The following is a 15,604-nucleotide window of genomic DNA, read 5'->3' as shown; positions in this document are numbered from 1 at the left end:
CCGCCACACAGACGCGGGATGGAGCAGTCTGGTAGCTCGTCGGGCTCATAACCCGAAGGTCGTCGGTTCAAATCCGGCTCCCGCAACCAAACATCAAGAAAGGCTACTCGAAAGAGTGGCCTTTTTTGTGTGCGCTTGTTTTGCAGCGTCGGTGAAGTCCCAACTCCATCACCGCTCTGCGCCGTCGAAGTTGTAGGACGATTTCCCGTTTGTTTTCGCGTATTTAGCCAACCGGACGTTTATTTTGCCCAGCGCCTTATTAACGGTTGACACTCCGGCGTTCGCCTGTAGAATGCCGCCACACAGACGCGGGATGGAGCAGTCTGGTAGCTCGTCGGGCTCATAACCCGAAGGTCGTCGGTTCAAATCCGGCTCCCGCAACCAAATATCAAGAAAGGCTGCTCGAAAGAGTGGCCTTTTTTGTGTGTGCCGAAAAAGACTCCATTACAAATATTTTGTAATTATTTTCCGCCGCAGGGATTGGTAACTTGGCTGGATACCCCCATCCTGTCGCGCATAGCTCAAGAGGTGATTGATGCGCGCCCACTCGTCTGACTCACAAGACACTGTTACTGCGACACAACCGATCAAGGCCGAGCGATTGCGCTGGCTGGATCGGATCAGCCAGTACCGCCAACCGATCGGCCTCGCTGTCACGTTACTGCTGTTCGCGATTGCCTTGATTGCTTGTCGCCACTTATTGAGCGAACTCGACCTCTACGCCCTTCACGATTCTATAGTGGAGGTGCCGAGGCCGGCCCTGCTCGGCGCGATCGCCGCCACCGTGGCCGGTTTCATCATTCTGCTGGGCTATGAGTGGTCCGCCACTCGCTACGCCGGCGTGAAGCTGCCGCCACAGACCCTGATCCTGGGTGGCTTCAGTGCGTTCGCCATCGGCAATGCCATTGGTCTTTCGCTGCTTTCAGGCGGTTCGGTTCGCTACCGGTTGTATGCCCGACATGGCCTGGGGGCGGCGGACGTTGCCCACATGACCTTGTTCGCCAGCCTGTCCCTGGGCTGCGCGCTGCCGCCGTTGGCGGCGCTGGCAACGCTGAGCAACCTGCCCGCCGCATCTGCGGCTTTGCACCTTCCAGCCGCTTTGCTGGGCTCGATCGCCGTCGCCGTATTGCTGCTGACCGCTGTGTTGGCCATTGGTATCTACCGCCGTCGCCTGCCGGAGCAACCTTTGCGGGACAGCCTCCTGGTCAAGGCCGGTCGCCGGACCTTGCGCCTGCCAGGCCGACGCCTGACGTTCCTGCAACTGGTCATTACCGCTCTGGATGTCGCCGCCGCCGCCACGGTCCTTTACCTGTTGCTGCCCGAGGCGCCACCGTTCGGCCCCTTCTTGCTGGTGTACTTGTTGGCGTTGGCCGCCGGCGTACTCAGCCATGTGCCGGGCGGCGTCGGGGTGTTCGAGGCGATCCTGCTGGCCGCGTTTGCCGACAAACTGGGGGCCGCGCCACTTGCCGCCGCGTTGTTGCTGTATCGCTTGATCTACGTGCTGCTGCCGATGCTGGTGGCGTGCGTGTTGCTGCTGATCAATGAGGCGCAACGATTGTTCCAGACCCGCCAGACGCTGCGGGCGGCGTCGGGTTTCGCCGCGCCGATCCTGGCGGTGCTGGTGTTTCTGTCCGGCGTGGTGCTGCTGTTTTCCGGCGTGACGCCCGAGATCGACACGCGCCTGGAGCACATCGGCTTCCTGATCCCCCATCGACTGGTAGACGCTTCACACTTTGGCGCCAGCCTGGTGGGCGTGCTGTGCCTGTTGCTGGCCCAAGGCTTGCGCCGTCGCCTGTCCGCCGCCTGGATGCTGACCACTGTTCTGCTGCTGGTCGGTGCCCTGCTCTCGCTGCTCAAGGGTTTCGACTGGGAAGAAGCCACGCTGCTGACCCTGACGGCGGCCCTGCTGGCGGTGTTCCGGCGGTCTTTCTATCGGCCGAGTCGCCTGACCGAGCTGCCGTTTTCGCCACTGTTCCTGATCGCCAGCCTGTGCGTGCTGGGCGCGTCGATCTGGTTGCTGTTGTTTGCCTATCAGGACGTGCCCTACAGCCATCAACTGTGGTGGCAGTTCACCTTGGACGCCGACGCTCCTCGCGGCCTGCGCTCATTGCTGGGCGCCGCGGTGCTACTGGTGGTGGTGTCGCTGACCTGGCTGCTGCGTACCGCGCGACCGGTGATCCACCTGCCCACTGCAGAAGAATTGGAGCGGGCCAAGACGATTCTCATGGCGTCTTCGCAGCCCGACGGCGGCCTCGCGCTGACCGGCGACAAGGCGTTGCTGTTTCATCCCAACGATGAAGCCTTCCTGATGTATGCCCGCCGTGGCCGTAGCCTGGTGGCGTTGTACGACCCGATCGGGCCAAGCCTGCAGCGCGCGGAAATGATCTGGCAGTTCCGTGACCTGTGCGACATCTACCACGCCAGGCCGGTGTTTTATCAGGTGCGCGCCGAGAATCTGCCGTATTACATGGACATCGGCCTGACCGCGATCAAGCTCGGCGAAGAAGCGCGCGTGGATCTCAAGCGTTTCGATCTCGAAGCCAAGGGCAAGGAAATGAAGGATCTGCGCTACACCTGGAACCGTGGCACCCGCGATGGCTTGTCGCTGGAGATCCATGATCCAGGCCAGGCGCCGATGGATGAGCTCAAGGTCATTTCCGATGCCTGGCTGACCGGCAAGAATGTGCGCGAGAAAGGCTTTTCCCTGGGCCGTTTCAGCAACGACTATCTCAAGCATTTCCGCATCGCCGTGATTCGTTTCGAAGGTCGCCCGGTGGCGTTTGCCAATCTGTTGGAAACCCACAACCATGAGCTGTCCAGCCTTGACCTGATGCGGGCGCACCCCGACGCTCCGAAACTGACCATGGAATTCATGATGGTCGGCTTGATCCAGCATTATAAGAACCACGATTACGCCCGCTTCAGCCTCGGCATGGTCCCACTCTCGGGCCTGCAACCACGTCGCGGCGCACCACTGACCCAGCGCCTGGGTTCGATGGTGTTTCGCCGTGGCGAGCAGCTCTACAATTTCCAGGGGCTGCGCCGCTTCAAAGACAAATTCCAGCCTGACTGGGAACCTCGTTACATGGCCGTGCCCGCCGGACTCGATCCGCTGGTGGCGCTGGCCGATACCGCCGCCCTGATTGCGGGCGGCCTGACTGGATTGGTGAAACGCTGATGATGCAACGCTCCTGGCGATACGTAATGGCCGCCCTGCTGGTGCTGGCGGTGATTCTCGGTAGCGGCTACTGGTACTGGAACCGTCCGGCCCCGCAACCGACCCTGGAACAACTGGAACCCGCCGACGGCGTGCCGATGACGCGGATCACGCCCGGCACCAAGTCCCGCGCCCACGTGCTGGTAGCGGTCAATGAGGACCAGAAGCTCAGCGATACGCAGTTGACCACCCTCAGCCGCAGTGGCTCGGCCGAGATCGTCCAAGTGATCCTGCCCAAGGACTGCATGCTCCAAGGTCGCGCCCTGCAGGCCGGCCTGAGGCAGCTCCAAGGCCCGGCCACGCTGGTTAGCGGCATCGGCCCTGGCGCGGTGCTGGCCTGGCGCTGGCTGGCCGAACAGAAAGACGACAAGGTCCAGGCCATATCGGTGGACCTGGCCCTGGAAAAACCTGGCTGCACGCACCTGTTGCCGAAAAGCGCCGCCCACGGTCGCTGGCTGGTGGCCTGGAACGATAACCCCGACGACACCAGTGCCGGCTTCGTACGCGATCAACGCAATGCCGAAACCAGCATCAGCGACTACGACATCAATCTGCCGCAGGTGCTGAACAACGAGCTGCGCAAGATCCTGGTGGGCGCCGACAAAGGCAAGGGTGGCCTGAGCATTCCAGTCGTGGAAATCCCCGCCAGCCAGGCCCGCGATACCGTGACGTTGTTCCTTTCCGGAGACGGCGGCTGGCGTGACCTCGACCGCGACGTGGCCGATGAAATGGCCAAGATCGGCTACCCGGTGGTGGGCATCGACACCCTGCGCTATTACTGGCAGCACAAGAGCCCGGAGCAAAGCGCGGCCGACCTGACCGAGTTGATGCAGCACTACCGCCAGATCTGGGGCACCAAGCGCTTCATCCTGACCGGTTATTCCTTCGGCGCCGATGTACTGCCAGCGATCTACAACCGCTTGCCTGCGACGGAGCAGCAGAGGGTCGATGCAATCATCCTGCTCGCCTTCGCCCGCACTGGCAGTTTCGAGATCGAAGTGGAGGGCTGGCTCGGCAACGCTGGCACCGAAGCCGCCACCGGCCCGGAAATGGCCAAGCTGCCCGCCGAAAAAGTGGTCTGCATCTATGGTGCTGAAGAAGCCGCCGAAAGCGGTTGCACCGACAAGACAGCCGTCGGCGAAGCCATCAAACTACCTGGCGGACACCACTTCGACGAAAACTACCCGGCCCTGGCCAAGCGGTTGATCGATGCGATTGACAAGCGCCAGAACAAGACAGCCGAACAGTAAACAGATACCAGCCTGACGGATCACTGGTCACCTTGCCTGTGTATCGCCCATAAAAAAGCCCCCGCCGCCGCAAGGCAACGAGGGCTTTTTCAAAGGGTTAGAGACGACGCTCTGCCGCGTCATAAACTTCCTTATCTCGCCGTGCGCCAACGGCCACGATTAACACCTGAATCGCTTTTCCGTCGACCCTGTACACGATACGGGTATCCCCCGTTCGGACTCTTCGACATCCCGCCAGGCTGGCCCTGAGCGGCTTACCGGTTTTGTCCGGCTCGCCATTCATGATCCGCTCCTCGATGACATCAAGAATACGGTTCGCGGCGGCCGCACCCAACTGATCCAAATCGTCTTGAACTTCCGGATGATAAATAATGCCCCAAGCCATTCACCGCTCCTTCAGTCGTTTTTGGCGTACCGCGCCCGCATATCCTCATGGCTGATAGCCTTGGCCTGGTCGAAACTGATCAGGCGCTCGCGCGCCGTCGCTTCGACGCGAAGGTTTTCCAGCTCATCGAGCATTTCCTGATAGGCATCGACGTTGATAATCACCGCTGCCGGTTCATTGTCCTTGAAGATCACCAGCTTTTCGGTTGCACGGCTCGATACTTCCTTGAGCTTCGCGCTGAACCCTCTGACCATTGCCGTAACGGAAACTGCTTGATCAGCCCGCTCGAGTAACGCTGCCATGTCTTACCTCCTACAGCATAAATTTTGCATATCTTTATACGTACCTTGATGCGCAAAGTGTTGCGCGACAGTGCGTATAAATCAAGCTGGAAAAACACTACTCGACCAATTGCCACATTGAAAAACAGCACCCATAAAAAAGCCCCCGCCGCCGCAAGGCAACGAGGGCTCGTTGTTTTCCGATGCTACATCTCGACCTGCGTCCCCAGCTCGATCACCCGGTTCAACGGCAGGTTGAAGAAGCGCAGGTTACCGTTGGCGTTCTTCAGCATGAAAGCGAACAGCGATTCGCGCCAGCGTGCCATGCCTTCGAGCTTGGAGGCGATGACCGTCTCGCGGCTGAGGAAGTAAGTGGTGCGCATCGGACTGAAATCCAGCTCGTCAAGATGGCACAACTTCAGGGCCTCGGGCACGTCCGGCTCGTCGGTAAAGCCGAAATGCAGGATAACCCGGAAGAACCCCTCGCCGTAGGCGTCGACTTCGAAGCGCCGTTGCAGCGGTACGCGGGGAATGTCTTCGTAGACCACTGTCAGCAAGACCACTTGCTCATGCAGCACTTGGTTGTGGAGCAAGTTGTGCAACAACGCGTGAGGCACGGCATCCGAGCGCGCGGTCAGGAACACCGCCGTGCCCTGTACCCGGTGAGGGGGCTGTACGCGGATGCTGCTGATGAAGACCGGCAGCGGCAACGCCCCTTCGTCGAGGCGATCGACCAGCAATTGCTTGCCGCGCTTCCATGTCGTCATCAACACGAACAAGGCAATGCCGGCGATGACCGGGAACGCACCGCCCTGGATGATCTTCGGCACGTTGGCGGCGAAATACAGCCCGTCCACCAGCAGGAAACCGAACAACAGCGGGACCGCCAGCAGCGGCGGCCATTTCCACAGCAGCAGTATCACGGCGGACACCAGGATCGTTGTCATCAGCATCGTCCCGGTCACCGCCACGCCGTAGGCCGAAGCCAGCGCGCCGGACGATTCGAAACCCAGCACCAGCAAGACCACGCCAACCATCAACGACCAGTTCACCGCACCGATATAGATCTGGCCCTGCTCGGCGCTAGAGGTGTGCTGGATGTACATGCGGGGGATGTAACCAAGCTGGATCGCCTGGCGCGTCAGGGAGAACGCGCCGGAAATCACCGCCTGCGACGCAATGACCGTGGCCAACGTCGACAGGCCCACCAACGGCAGCAACGCCCAGCTCGGCGCCAGCAGATAAAACGGGTTGCGCGCAGCCTCTGGATCACCGAGCAACAAGGCGCCCTGGCCGAAATAGTTAAGCATCAGGCCGGGCAAAACCAAGATGAACCAGGCACGAGCAATCGGCTTGCGGCCGAAGTGGCCCATGTCGGCGTATAGCGCTTCGGCGCCGGTCAGCGCCAGCACCACGGCGCCGAGGATCGCCACGCCCATGCCCGGATGAACCACAAAAAAGCGCACGGCCCAGGCCGGGTTTACCGCCTGCAACACCTCCGGGTGCTGGCTGATGCCATAGACGCCGAGGGCACCGAGCACCAGGAACCAGGTCACCATGATCGGGCCGAACAGAATGCCGATCCGCGCGGTGCCGTGGCGCTGGATCAGGAACAGTGCGACGAGCACCACCACCGACAGCGGCACCACCCAATGATCGATGCCTTCGAATGCGAGGCCGAGGCCTTCGACCGCCGAAAGCACCGAGATCGCTGGTGTGATCATGCTGTCGCCGTAAAACAGCGCTGCGCCGATCAGGCCGCAGATCACCAGCAACGTGCGCAGCCGCGCCCTTCCCGCCGCAGCCCGCCGCGCCAGGGCGGTCAGGGCCATGATCCCGCCCTCGCCCTGGTTGTCGGCCCGCAGGACGAACATCATGTACTTGATCGAAACAACCCAGATCAACGACCAGAAAATCAGCGACAGAATCCCCAGCACCCCATCGTGATTGACAGGCACGCCATAGGCTCCGGAAAACACTTCCTTGAGGGTGTACAACGGGCTCGTGCCGATGTCGCCATAAACCACTCCGACCGCCGCGACCAGCATGCTCAGCGGCTTCGCCGTCGAATGCCCGGCATCCGCCGCCTGACTACTTGCATGACCCATCCAACACTCCCGATTCCCTGACCTGTCTTCTTGAACGAAGCACGATGTTTTGTTGAGGCAGCATGCGCTGTTTTACGTAGTGTTACAGACGTTTTGTTGACTGTAGCAATCGCCAGAGCGCAAAGGCGCGAAGCATAGCGCAGCACTCGTCGCATTTCCCTGCATAAACCCGCATAAAGCTGGTCAAGTGCGTCGGCCATGGATAGAATTGCGCACTTTTTGATCAGAGGCGCGTCAGGCGCCCTGTCTCGGCAAGAGACGATCCCCCTACACCGAGGTTAGACATGTCCACCACTCCCGCGTCAGCCAATCCAAAGGTTGGCTTCGTATCCCTGGGTTGCCCGAAGGCTTTGGTCGACTCCGAGCGCATCCTCACCCAGTTGCGCATGGAAGGCTATGACGTTGTGTCCACCTACCAGGACGCCGACGTGGTTGTGGTCAACACGTGCGGCTTCATCGACTCGGCCAAGGCCGAGTCCCTGGAAGTGATCGGCGAAGCCATCAAGGAAAACGGCAAGGTCATCGTTACCGGCTGCATGGGCGTGGAAGAAGGCAACATCCGCAACGTCCACCCGAGCGTGTTGTCGGTGAGCGGTCCGCAGCAGTACGAGCAAGTGGTCAACGCCGTGCACGACGTGGTACCGCCGCGCCAGGACCACAACCCGCTGATCGACCTGGTGCCGCCGCAAGGTATCAAGTTGACCCCGCGTCACTACGCCTATCTGAAGATTTCCGAAGGCTGCAACCACAGCTGCAGCTTCTGCATCATTCCGTCGATGCGCGGCAAGCTGGTGAGCCGACCGGTGGGCGATGTGCTCGACGAGGCCCAGCGCCTGGTCAAGTCCGGCGTCAAGGAACTGCTGGTGATTTCCCAGGACACCAGCGCCTACGGCGTCGACATCAAGTACCGCACCGGTTTCTGGAACGGCGCGCCGGTGAAAACCCGCATGACCGAACTGTGCGAGGCCCTCAGCACGCTCGGTGTCTGGGTCCGCCTGCATTACGTCTATCCGTACCCGCATGTCGACGAGCTGATCCCGCTGATGGCCGCCGGCAAGATCCTGCCGTACCTGGACATTCCGTTCCAGCATGCCAGCCCGAAAGTCCTCAAGGCCATGAAGCGCCCGGCTTTCGAAGACAAGACCCTGGCACGCATCAAGAACTGGCGCGAAATCTGCCCGGACTTGATCATCCGTTCGACCTTCATTGTCGGCTTCCCTGGCGAAACCGAAGAAGACTTCCAGTACCTGCTGGATTGGCTGACCGAAGCCCAACTCGATCGCGTCGGCTGCTTCCAGTATTCGCCGGTTGACGGCGCACCGGCCAACGACTTGGACCTGGACGTGGTGCCGGACGACGTCAAGCAGGACCGCTGGGATCGTTTCATGGCGCACCAACAGGCCATCAGCTCGGCACGCCTGCAAATGCGCATCGGCCGCGAGATCGAAGTGCTGGTGGACGAGGTCGACGAACAAGGCGCCGTGGGCCGCTGCTTCTTCGACGCGCCGGAAATCGACGGCAACGTGTTCATCGACAACGGCAGCAACCTCAAGCCAGGCGACAAGGTCTGGTGCAAGGTGACCGACGCCGACGAGTACGATTTGTGGGCTGAACAGATCGGTTGATCCCGACTCGGACTTAAAGGGCTAGCTTTTGTGGCGAGGGGATTTATCCCCTCGCCACAGGTATGTGCATATCTTCAGCCCACCCAAAAAATCCTGAAGCCCCGCTCTTGCAACAAGATGCGGGGCTTTTTTACGGCTATCGTATGGAGACATCCACCACAAGGAACAGGCGGACATGCGTCAGCATTCGGTCATCCACACACCGAAACCGAGCGACTATCAGGAATTGACCCGCGTCTGGGAGGCGTCGGTACGCGCCACCCATGACTTCCTGCCGGACAGTTACATCGAGCTGCTGAAGAACCTGGTGCTCACCCGTTACCTGGATGCGGTGATGCTCATCTGCACGCGAGACAAACGCCAGCGCATAACCGGTTTCGCTGGGGTGGTGGCCGGCAAGGTCGAGATGCTTTTCATCGATCCTGAACACCGTGGCCAAGGCTTGGGCAAACAGTTGCTGCGCTACGCCATGGAACATCTGAACGCCAATCAACTGGACGTCAACGAACAGAATCCGCAGGCGCTGGGCTTTTATCTCAAGCAAGGCTTCGAAGTGGTCGGGCGCTCGCCAAGAGACGGCATGAACCAGCCCTACCCACTGCTGCACATGCGCTACAAACAGCCTGACCTGAGGGCTGGACGCGGCTAATAGTTGCATGAGGCAAATGGACCCGCGATTAACCGGCGCCAGGCAGGTACAATGCCCACCCTCTTTTTGTTACGGCCCCCGTCATGACTGACCCGATTCGTCTCTCCAAACGCCTCATCGAACTCGTCGGCTGTTCCCGTCGGGAGGCTGAGCTGTTCATCGAGGGCGGCTGGGTCACCGTGGATGGCGAAGTGATCGATGAGCCGCAGTTCAAGGTGACGACCCAGAAGGTCGAACTCGACCCCGAGGCCAAGGCTACCGCGCCCGAGCCAGTGACGCTCTTGCTGAACGCCCCGGTGGGCATGGATGTAGACACCGCGATGGCCTCCCTTGGACCGCAGACCCTGAGCGATGAACATCGCTTCGGCAAGCGCCCGCTCAAGGGGCATTTCCTGCGCCTGACCGCCAGCGCCGATTTGCAGGCCGGGGCCAGCGGCCTGCTGGTGTTCACCCAGGACTGGAAGATCCTGCGCAAGCTCACCGCCGACGCGGCCAAGATCGAGCAGGAATACGTGGTTGAAGTCGAAGGCGAAATGGTCGCCCATGGCCTCAATCGCCTGAACCATGGCCTGACCTACAAGGGCAAGGAGCTGCCGGCCGTCAAGGCCAGCTGGCAGAACGAGAACCGCCTGCGCTTCGCCATGAAGAACCCGCAACCGGGCGTGATCGCGCTGTTTTGCCAGGCGGTCGGCCTCAAGGTCGTCGCCATCCGCCGGATCCGCATCGGCGGCGTCTCCATCGGCAAGGTGCCGCTGGGCCAGTGGCGCTACCTGTCTGCCAAAGAGAAATTCTAATTTCCCGGCGCCGCTGCGAAGCGCGGCGCCCACTGTCGATTGATCAGGACTGCACACATGATTCACAACGACGTACTGCGCAGCGTGCGCTACATGCTCGACATCAGCGACAAGAAAGTCATCGAGATCATCAAGCTGGGCGGCCTGGAGGTTTCCTTGGAGGACCTCGCCGGCTACCTCAAGAAAGACGAGGAAGAAGGCTTCGTGTTCTGCCCGGACGAGGTCATGGCGCATTTTCTCGATGGCCTGGTGATCTTCAAGCGCGGCAAGGACGAAAGCCGTCCGCCGCAGCCGATTGAAGTGCCGGTGACCAACAACATCATCCTGAAGAAACTGCGCGTCGCCTTCGAGCTGAAGGAGGACGACATGCACGCCATCCTCAAGGCTGCCGAATTCCCAGTGTCCAAGCCGGAACTGAGCGCGCTGTTCCGCAAGTTCGGCCACACCAATTACCGCCCGTGTGGCGACCAGTTGCTGCGCAACTTCCTCAAGGGCCTGACGCTACGCGTCAGAGCTTAAACAGCAGCGACAAGCTTCAAGCGACAAGTTCAAAGCTTGCGGCTTGTAGCTTTCAACTTGAAGCGCTTGAAATGACCTACAACGTCTCCCCCATCGGCTTCGTCCGCTCCTGTTTCAAGGAGAAGTTCGCCATCCCGCGCCAACCACAACTGGCCCCTGCCGCGCGCGGCGTGCTGGAGCTGGTGGCGCCGTTCGATCAGGGCGACGCGGTGCAGGGCCTGGAGCAGGTCAGTCATGTATGGCTGTTGTTTCTATTCCACCAGGCCCTGGAGGACAGGCCACGCTTGAAAGTGCGCCCGCCGCGCCTGGGCGGCAACAAATCCATGGGCGTGTTCGCCACCCGCGCCACCCATCGTCCCAATGGAATCGGCCAGTCGGTGGTGAAGTTGGATCGGGTAGAAGCCGACCGGCTGTGGATCTCGGGCATTGACTTGCTGGACGGTACGCCCGTGCTGGACATCAAGCCCTACGTGCCCTACGCCGACATCATCGGCTCAGCCTCCAATGACATCGCCAGCGCAGCGCCTGGCCTGATCCCGGTGCAATGGGCGGACTCAGCCTTGCTTCAAGCCCGCGATCACGCCTTGCGCCTCGACGAGCCGTTGGTGGAGTTGGTTGAGCAATGCCTGGCGCAGGATCCACGCCCGGCGTACCAGATTCCTACAGCCGAACGGGAATATGGCGCGCAGTTCTGGGACCTGGACGTACGCTGGCATTACCCGGAGCCCGGCGTGATTCGCGTGCTGGAAGTGGTTCCGGCGGGTAAATAAGCCCAGAAACGAAAAAGCCCGCGCCGCCTTATTCAGGCGGCGCGGGCTTTTTGGGCTGCGACTTACTTTTCCACAAACGCTCGTTCGATCAGGTAATCACCCGGCTCACGCATACGCGGCGAAACGGTCAGGCCGAAGCTGTTGAGCACTTCGCTGGTCTCGTCGAGCATGCTCGGGCTGCCGCACAGCATCGCACGGTCGTCTTGCGGGTTGATCGGTGGCAGGCCGATGTCGCGGAACAGCTTGCCGCTGCGCATCAGGTCGGTCAGGCGGCCTTCGTTTTCGAACGGCTCGCGCGTCACGGTCGGGTAGTAGATCAGCTTGTCACGCAGCGCTTCGCCGAAGAATTCGTTCTGCGGCAGGTGCTCGGTGATGAACTCGCGGTAGGCGACTTCATTGACGTAACGCACGCCGTGGCACAGGATCACTTTTTCGAAACGCTCGTAGGTTTCCGGATCCTGGATGACGCTCATGAATGGCGCCAGACCGGTACCGGTGCTGAGCAGATACAAATGCTTGCCAGGCTTGAGGTCGTCCAGCACCAACGTGCCGGTAGGCTTCTTGCTGATGATGATCTCGTCGCCTTCCTTCAGGTGCTGCAACTGAGAAGTCAGCGGGCCGTCGGGGACCTTGATGCTGAAGAATTCGAGATGCTCTTCCCAGTTCGGGCTGGCAATCGAATAAGCGCGCATAAGCGGGCGGCCGTTGGGCTGCTGCAGGCCGATCATCACGAACTGACCGTTCTCGAAGCGCAGGCCCGGATCGCGGGTGCACTTGAAGCTGAACAGAGTGTCGTTCCAGTGATGAACACTGAGGACACGCTCGTGGTTCATGTTGCTCATGTACGGGGGACTCCTGGAAATGATGCCTGCGCCGATAATCTGCGCAATTGCATCGCATTCTAATGGCGGCGACAATATCTGTTAAATGGATTATTAAGATAAGGGTTATCGGTTATATAGATATGCGATTTACTCTACGTCAACTTCAAGTCTTCGTCGCCGTCGCCCAGCAAGAGAGCGTGTCCCGTGCCGCGGGTCTGCTCAATCTTTCGCAGTCGGCTGCCAGCACCTCCATCACTGAATTGGAGCGCCAATCCAGCTGCCAACTCTTCGACCGCGCCGGCAAGCGCCTGAGCCTCAACGCCTTGGGTAAACAGCTGTTGCCACAGGCCGTGGCGTTGCTGGACCAGGCCAAGGAGATCGAAGACCTGCTCAACGGCAAGTCCGGCTTCGGCTCACTGGCGGTCGGCGCCACGCTGACGATTGGCAATTACCTGGCGACCCTGCTGATCGGCGGTTTCATGCAGCGCCATCCGGAAAGCCAGGTGAAGCTGCACGTACAAAACACTGCCAACATCGTGCATCAGGTCGCCCATTATGAAATTGATCTGGGTCTAATCGAAGGCGACTGCAGCCACCCGGACATCGAGGTGCAGAGCTGGGTCGAGGATGAGTTGGTGGTGTTCTGCGCGCCCCAGCATCCACTGGCCAAGCGCGGGCAGGCGACCATGGAGGAGTTGACCCATGAGGCCTGGATTCTGCGTGAACAGGGTTCCGGCACTCGGCTGACTTTCGACCAGGCCATGCGCCACCACCGCAGCGCGTTGAACATTCGCCTGGAGCTGGAGCACACCGAAGCGATAAAGCGTGCGGTGGAATCCGGCCTGGGGATCGGCTGTATCTCACGCTTGGCTTTGCGTGATGCCTTTCGCCGCGGCAGCCTGGTGGCCGTGGAAACGCCGGACATGGATCTGGCGCGGCAGTTCTACTTCATCTGGCACAAGCAGAAATACCAGACCTCGGCCATGCGTGAATTTCTAGAGTTGTGCCGGGCATTTACCGCAGGGGTCCAGCGCAGCGACGAGATCGTCCTGCCGGCCATCGCCTGAGATTCAAAGCAGTACCAGGCCCCACACCAACGCAATCATCGTCAGGGCGACAAACTGGGCGGCGCTGCCCATGTCCTTGGCGTTCTTCGACAGCGGGTGCAGCTCGAGGGAAATGCGATCGATCGCCGCCTCCACTGCCGAGTTGAGCAGCTCGACGATCAGGGCCAGCAGGCAGACCGCGATCAACAACGCTTGTTCGACACGGCTGACATTCAGGAAGAACGACAGCGGAATCAGGATGACGTTGAGCAGGACCAGTTGGCGGAACGCGGCTTCGCCGACAAAAGCGGCACGCAGCCCGTCCAGGGAGTAGCCGGAGGCATTGAGGATGCGTTTCAGGCCGGTTTGGCCTTTAAAAGGTGACATAGAGTAGGCAACTGATCGAAAGGAGTGGAGAAGCTAGTGTAAACCCAGTCAAAAAAGCGTGAATTCCGCGCTACGACTGCGGCGAAATTGACTCAAGTTGTTGCAGCAACAATGCCGCCTGGGTTCGGGTACGCACGTTGAGTTTGCGAAAGATGGCGGTGACGTGAGCCTTGATGGTCGCCTCCGACACGTTCAATTCATAAGCGATCTGCTTGTTCAACAGGCCTTCGCAGACCATGGTCAGCACTCGGAACTGCTGCGGCGTCAGGCTGGCCAACCCTTCGCTGGCAGCCTTGGCTTCCGCCGACACGCTCACCGCTTCGAACGCCTGCGGCGGCCAGGACACATCGCCATCGAGGACGGCCTTTACGGCCCTCTGAATCATTTCCAGGGAACTGGATTTGGGAATGAACCCGCTGGCACCGAACTCGCGAGCCTTGACCATCACCGAAGCCTCTTCCTGGGCCGACACCATTACCACGGGGATTTGCGGGTATTGGCCGCGCAACAGCACCAGTCCTGAAAAACCATAGGCACCGGGCATGTTCAGATCCAACAACACCAGGTCCCAATCGGACTTCGCCGTCAGCTGAACCTCCAGTTCCGCGATGCTGGCCACCTCCGTCAACCGGACATCCGAGCCAAGGCCCAGGGTCACTGCCTGATGCAACGCGCTGCGAAAAAGCGGGTGATCATCGGCAATCAGGATTTCGTATGTGGCCATTTTTCAAATGATCCTGTTTTTAGTGGCTGGCCCGATGCATTCGCGCCTCGCCAAACAACTCAAGACACCACCACGCAGCGGCATCCACAGGGGCACGTTCAACGCCAATCACAGCGTTTCAAACTTTTGGCCGCACCCTGGTCGGCGCCAAGCATGCCCAGCGAAGCCGGGGTGGTCAAGCAGCACGGCCTCTGCTGTATCGAGTATGAGCCACTATTAGGCCAACACCTCGTGAGCCGCACGGACAAAGGGCTGCAACTCGGCATGGGCCGGGGTCGATACGTTCACCTCTTGCTGGCGCTTGGCACCGAGGTAATGCTGGCTGAATACATCGAAATAGGCGTCCAGGGCCGACGCCGCGTCACTGTCTCCCGCCAATTCCAGGCACAGCGCCGCAACTTCGGCAGTGCACAGGTGCTCGCTACGGGTGGAGCGCCGCAAGCGATAGCGCGACAGCTTGTCGGGCAACAGGCTCAAGATAGGCAAACGGTCAAAATAAGGACTCTTGCGGAACATCTTCCGCGCTTCCGTCCAGGTGGCGTCCAGCAGAATGAATAGAGGACGCTTGGAGTGATCGAGATCAACCGTATGGGTGACTCGCGACGGTTCGACGTATTCGCCAGGAAACACCAGGTACGGTTGCCATTGCGGATCGTCCAGCAGCGCCAACAGTTGCTCATCGACGTCGGTGCGCGACCAGATGAACGCATGATTGTCCTGCACAACATCGGCAATCAGCCAACCGGTGTTGCTCGGTTTGAAGACTTCCTTATTGGTCATGATCAGGCAGACCCCGGAGCGGGTCTCGACGCTTGGGCGCCAGGCGCACAAACAATGGCTTACGATTACTCGGCATGCGTTGCAACGAGGCGCGCGCCAGCCCCGGGCCTGAATCGGCTTGATGCCTTCGTCGATGCGCTGGTCGCGCAAGCGGGCTACGGCGTTAGGGGCATGGTTCATCGCGGGCAACGCCCACAGACAGGAAAACTCGACACGAACAACACTCGGCAGGGCAATGAAGACCG

The 15,604-nt window shown here is 60.4% G+C and carries 15 protein-coding genes and 2 tRNA genes; 10 read left to right on the top strand and 7 right to left on the bottom strand.

Annotation, left to right across the window (positions count from 1 at the left end; translation table 11 throughout):
- Window positions 1-12 precede the first annotated feature (12 nt).
- The 4 genes from HU806_RS10230 to HU806_RS10215 all read left to right on the top strand — a co-directional run bounded on the left by HU806_RS10230 (window position 13) and on the right by HU806_RS10215 (window position 4,467).
- A tRNA-Met gene (locus HU806_RS10230) sits at window positions 13-89 on the top strand.
- A 218-nt stretch (window positions 90-307) separates the two neighbouring features.
- Window positions 308-384 (top strand) — tRNA-Met (locus HU806_RS10225).
- A gap of 151 nt (window positions 385-535) precedes the next feature.
- Window positions 536-3,178: a bifunctional lysylphosphatidylglycerol flippase/synthetase MprF gene (mprF, locus tag HU806_RS10220; RefSeq protein WP_186611256.1), complete on the top strand. Its 2,643-nt coding sequence runs from the start codon at window positions 536-538 to the stop codon at window positions 3,176-3,178.
- Complete coding sequence (locus tag HU806_RS10215) at window positions 3,178-4,467, top strand: virulence factor family protein (RefSeq protein WP_186611255.1); 1,290 nt, start codon at window positions 3,178-3,180, stop codon at window positions 4,465-4,467. The genes mprF and HU806_RS10215 overlap by 1 nt, the downstream gene beginning before the upstream one ends.
- A gap of 97 nt (window positions 4,468-4,564) precedes the next feature.
- On the opposite strand, the gene HU806_RS10210 is transcribed toward HU806_RS10215, so the two are convergent.
- The 3 genes from HU806_RS10210 to HU806_RS10200 all read right to left on the bottom strand — a co-directional run bounded on the left by HU806_RS10210 (window position 4,565) and on the right by HU806_RS10200 (window position 7,181).
- A complete protein-coding gene (locus HU806_RS10210) occupies window positions 4,565-4,852 on the bottom strand; it encodes a type II toxin-antitoxin system RelE family toxin (protein WP_186611254.1) in 288 nt (95 codons plus the stop codon).
- Window positions 4,853-4,863: 11 nt separating this feature from the next.
- Window positions 4,864-5,154, bottom strand: a complete 291-nt coding sequence (locus HU806_RS10205) for a type II toxin-antitoxin system Phd/YefM family antitoxin (RefSeq protein WP_186611253.1) — start codon at window positions 5,152-5,154, stop codon at window positions 4,864-4,866.
- Window positions 5,155-5,339: 185 nt separating this feature from the next.
- Window positions 5,340-7,181 carry a potassium transporter Kup gene (locus HU806_RS10200; protein ID WP_527251142.1) on the bottom strand — a complete coding sequence of 614 codons (1,842 nt, stop codon included), beginning with the start codon at window positions 7,179-7,181 and terminating at the stop codon, window positions 5,340-5,342.
- Window positions 7,182-7,525: 344 nt separating this feature from the next.
- On the opposite strand from HU806_RS10200, the gene rimO reads away from it, so the two are divergent.
- The 5 genes from rimO to tsaA all read left to right on the top strand — a co-directional run bounded on the left by rimO (window position 7,526) and on the right by tsaA (window position 11,598).
- The gene (rimO, locus tag HU806_RS10195) at window positions 7,526-8,866 is read left to right on the top strand and encodes a 30S ribosomal protein S12 methylthiotransferase RimO (RefSeq protein ID WP_186611251.1); all 1,341 of its coding nucleotides are present in this window, start codon (window positions 7,526-7,528) and stop codon (window positions 8,864-8,866) included.
- Window positions 8,867-9,041: 175 nt separating this feature from the next.
- Window positions 9,042-9,515 (top strand): GNAT family N-acetyltransferase, encoded by a 474-nt coding sequence (locus HU806_RS10190; protein WP_186611250.1) that lies wholly within the window; start codon window positions 9,042-9,044, stop codon window positions 9,513-9,515.
- Between the two features lie 83 nt (window positions 9,516-9,598).
- Complete coding sequence (locus HU806_RS10185; RefSeq protein WP_186611249.1) at window positions 9,599-10,309, top strand: rRNA pseudouridine synthase; 711 nt, start codon at window positions 9,599-9,601, stop codon at window positions 10,307-10,309.
- A gap of 57 nt (window positions 10,310-10,366) precedes the next feature.
- A complete protein-coding gene (locus HU806_RS10180; protein WP_186611248.1) occupies window positions 10,367-10,828 on the top strand; it encodes a YehS family protein in 462 nt (153 codons plus the stop codon).
- Between the two features lie 71 nt (window positions 10,829-10,899).
- Window positions 10,900-11,598 carry a tRNA (N6-threonylcarbamoyladenosine(37)-N6)-methyltransferase TrmO gene (gene tsaA, locus HU806_RS10175; RefSeq protein ID WP_186611247.1) on the top strand — a complete coding sequence of 233 codons (699 nt, stop codon included), beginning with the start codon at window positions 10,900-10,902 and terminating at the stop codon, window positions 11,596-11,598.
- A gap of 62 nt (window positions 11,599-11,660) precedes the next feature.
- On the opposite strand, the gene fpr is transcribed toward tsaA, so the two are convergent.
- On the bottom strand, window positions 11,661-12,440 hold the full coding sequence (gene fpr, locus HU806_RS10170; protein ID WP_003184787.1) for a ferredoxin-NADP reductase: 780 nt from the start codon (window positions 12,438-12,440) through the stop codon (window positions 11,661-11,663).
- A 122-nt stretch (window positions 12,441-12,562) separates the two neighbouring features.
- Here fpr and HU806_RS10165 point away from each other — a divergent pair, with 122 nt between their 5' ends.
- Window positions 12,563-13,489, top strand: coding sequence for a LysR family transcriptional regulator (locus HU806_RS10165; protein ID WP_053214485.1), 927 nt, complete (start codon window positions 12,563-12,565; stop codon window positions 13,487-13,489).
- Window positions 13,490-13,492: 3 nt separating this feature from the next.
- Here HU806_RS10165 and HU806_RS10160 read toward each other — a convergent pair whose 3' ends face one another.
- The 3 genes from HU806_RS10160 to HU806_RS10150 form a co-directional block, all read right to left on the bottom strand.
- Window positions 13,493-13,855: a diacylglycerol kinase gene (locus tag HU806_RS10160; protein WP_186611246.1), complete on the bottom strand. Its 363-nt coding sequence runs from the start codon at window positions 13,853-13,855 to the stop codon at window positions 13,493-13,495.
- Between the two features lie 70 nt (window positions 13,856-13,925).
- Window positions 13,926-14,579 carry a response regulator transcription factor ErdR gene (gene erdR, locus HU806_RS10155; RefSeq protein WP_186611245.1) on the bottom strand — a complete coding sequence of 218 codons (654 nt, stop codon included), beginning with the start codon at window positions 14,577-14,579 and terminating at the stop codon, window positions 13,926-13,928.
- 216 nt (window positions 14,580-14,795) lie between these two features.
- Window positions 14,796-15,539, bottom strand: a complete 744-nt coding sequence (locus HU806_RS10150; RefSeq protein ID WP_186611244.1) for a tRNA-uridine aminocarboxypropyltransferase — start codon at window positions 15,537-15,539, stop codon at window positions 14,796-14,798.
- Window positions 15,540-15,604 lie beyond the last annotated feature (65 nt).

The organism is Pseudomonas sp. SWRI154 (genome assembly GCF_014268645.1).
Lineage (GTDB): Bacteria > Pseudomonadota > Gammaproteobacteria > Pseudomonadales > Pseudomonadaceae > Aquipseudomonas > Aquipseudomonas marvdashtae.
This window is presented reverse-complemented; position numbering and strand designations above follow the sequence as displayed.

Excerpts from the sequence above, each read along its gene's own strand:
- erdR (WP_186611245.1), bottom strand. The coding sequence starts at position 14,579 with ATGGCCACATACGAAATCCTGATTGCCGATGATCACCCGCTTTTTCGC.
- HU806_RS10215 (WP_186611255.1), top strand. The coding sequence starts at position 3,178 with ATGATGCAACGCTCCTGGCGATACGTAATGGCCGCCCTGCTGGTGCTG.
- HU806_RS10185 (WP_186611249.1), top strand. The coding sequence starts at position 9,599 with ATGACTGACCCGATTCGTCTCTCCAAACGCCTCATCGAACTCGTCGGC.
- mprF (WP_186611256.1), top strand. The coding sequence starts at position 536 with ATGCGCGCCCACTCGTCTGACTCACAAGACACTGTTACTGCGACACAA.
- HU806_RS10210 (WP_186611254.1), bottom strand. The coding sequence starts at position 4,852 with ATGGCTTGGGGCATTATTTATCATCCGGAAGTTCAAGACGATTTGGAT.
- HU806_RS10190 (WP_186611250.1), top strand. The coding sequence starts at position 9,042 with ATGCGTCAGCATTCGGTCATCCACACACCGAAACCGAGCGACTATCAG.
- rimO (WP_186611251.1), top strand. The coding sequence starts at position 7,526 with ATGTCCACCACTCCCGCGTCAGCCAATCCAAAGGTTGGCTTCGTATCC.
- HU806_RS10200 (WP_527251142.1), bottom strand. The coding sequence starts at position 7,181 with ATGCTGGTCGCGGCGGTCGGAGTGGTTTATGGCGACATCGGCACGAGC.
- tsaA (WP_186611247.1), top strand. The coding sequence starts at position 10,900 with ATGACCTACAACGTCTCCCCCATCGGCTTCGTCCGCTCCTGTTTCAAG.
- HU806_RS10205 (WP_186611253.1), bottom strand. The coding sequence starts at position 5,154 with ATGGCAGCGTTACTCGAGCGGGCTGATCAAGCAGTTTCCGTTACGGCA.
- HU806_RS10165 (WP_053214485.1), top strand. The coding sequence starts at position 12,563 with ATGCGATTTACTCTACGTCAACTTCAAGTCTTCGTCGCCGTCGCCCAG.
- fpr (WP_003184787.1), bottom strand. The coding sequence starts at position 12,440 with ATGAGCAACATGAACCACGAGCGTGTCCTCAGTGTTCATCACTGGAAC.
- HU806_RS10180 (WP_186611248.1), top strand. The coding sequence starts at position 10,367 with ATGATTCACAACGACGTACTGCGCAGCGTGCGCTACATGCTCGACATC.
- HU806_RS10150 (WP_186611244.1), bottom strand. The coding sequence starts at position 15,539 with ATGAACCATGCCCCTAACGCCGTAGCCCGCTTGCGCGACCAGCGCATC.
- HU806_RS10160 (WP_186611246.1), bottom strand. The coding sequence starts at position 13,855 with ATGTCACCTTTTAAAGGCCAAACCGGCCTGAAACGCATCCTCAATGCC.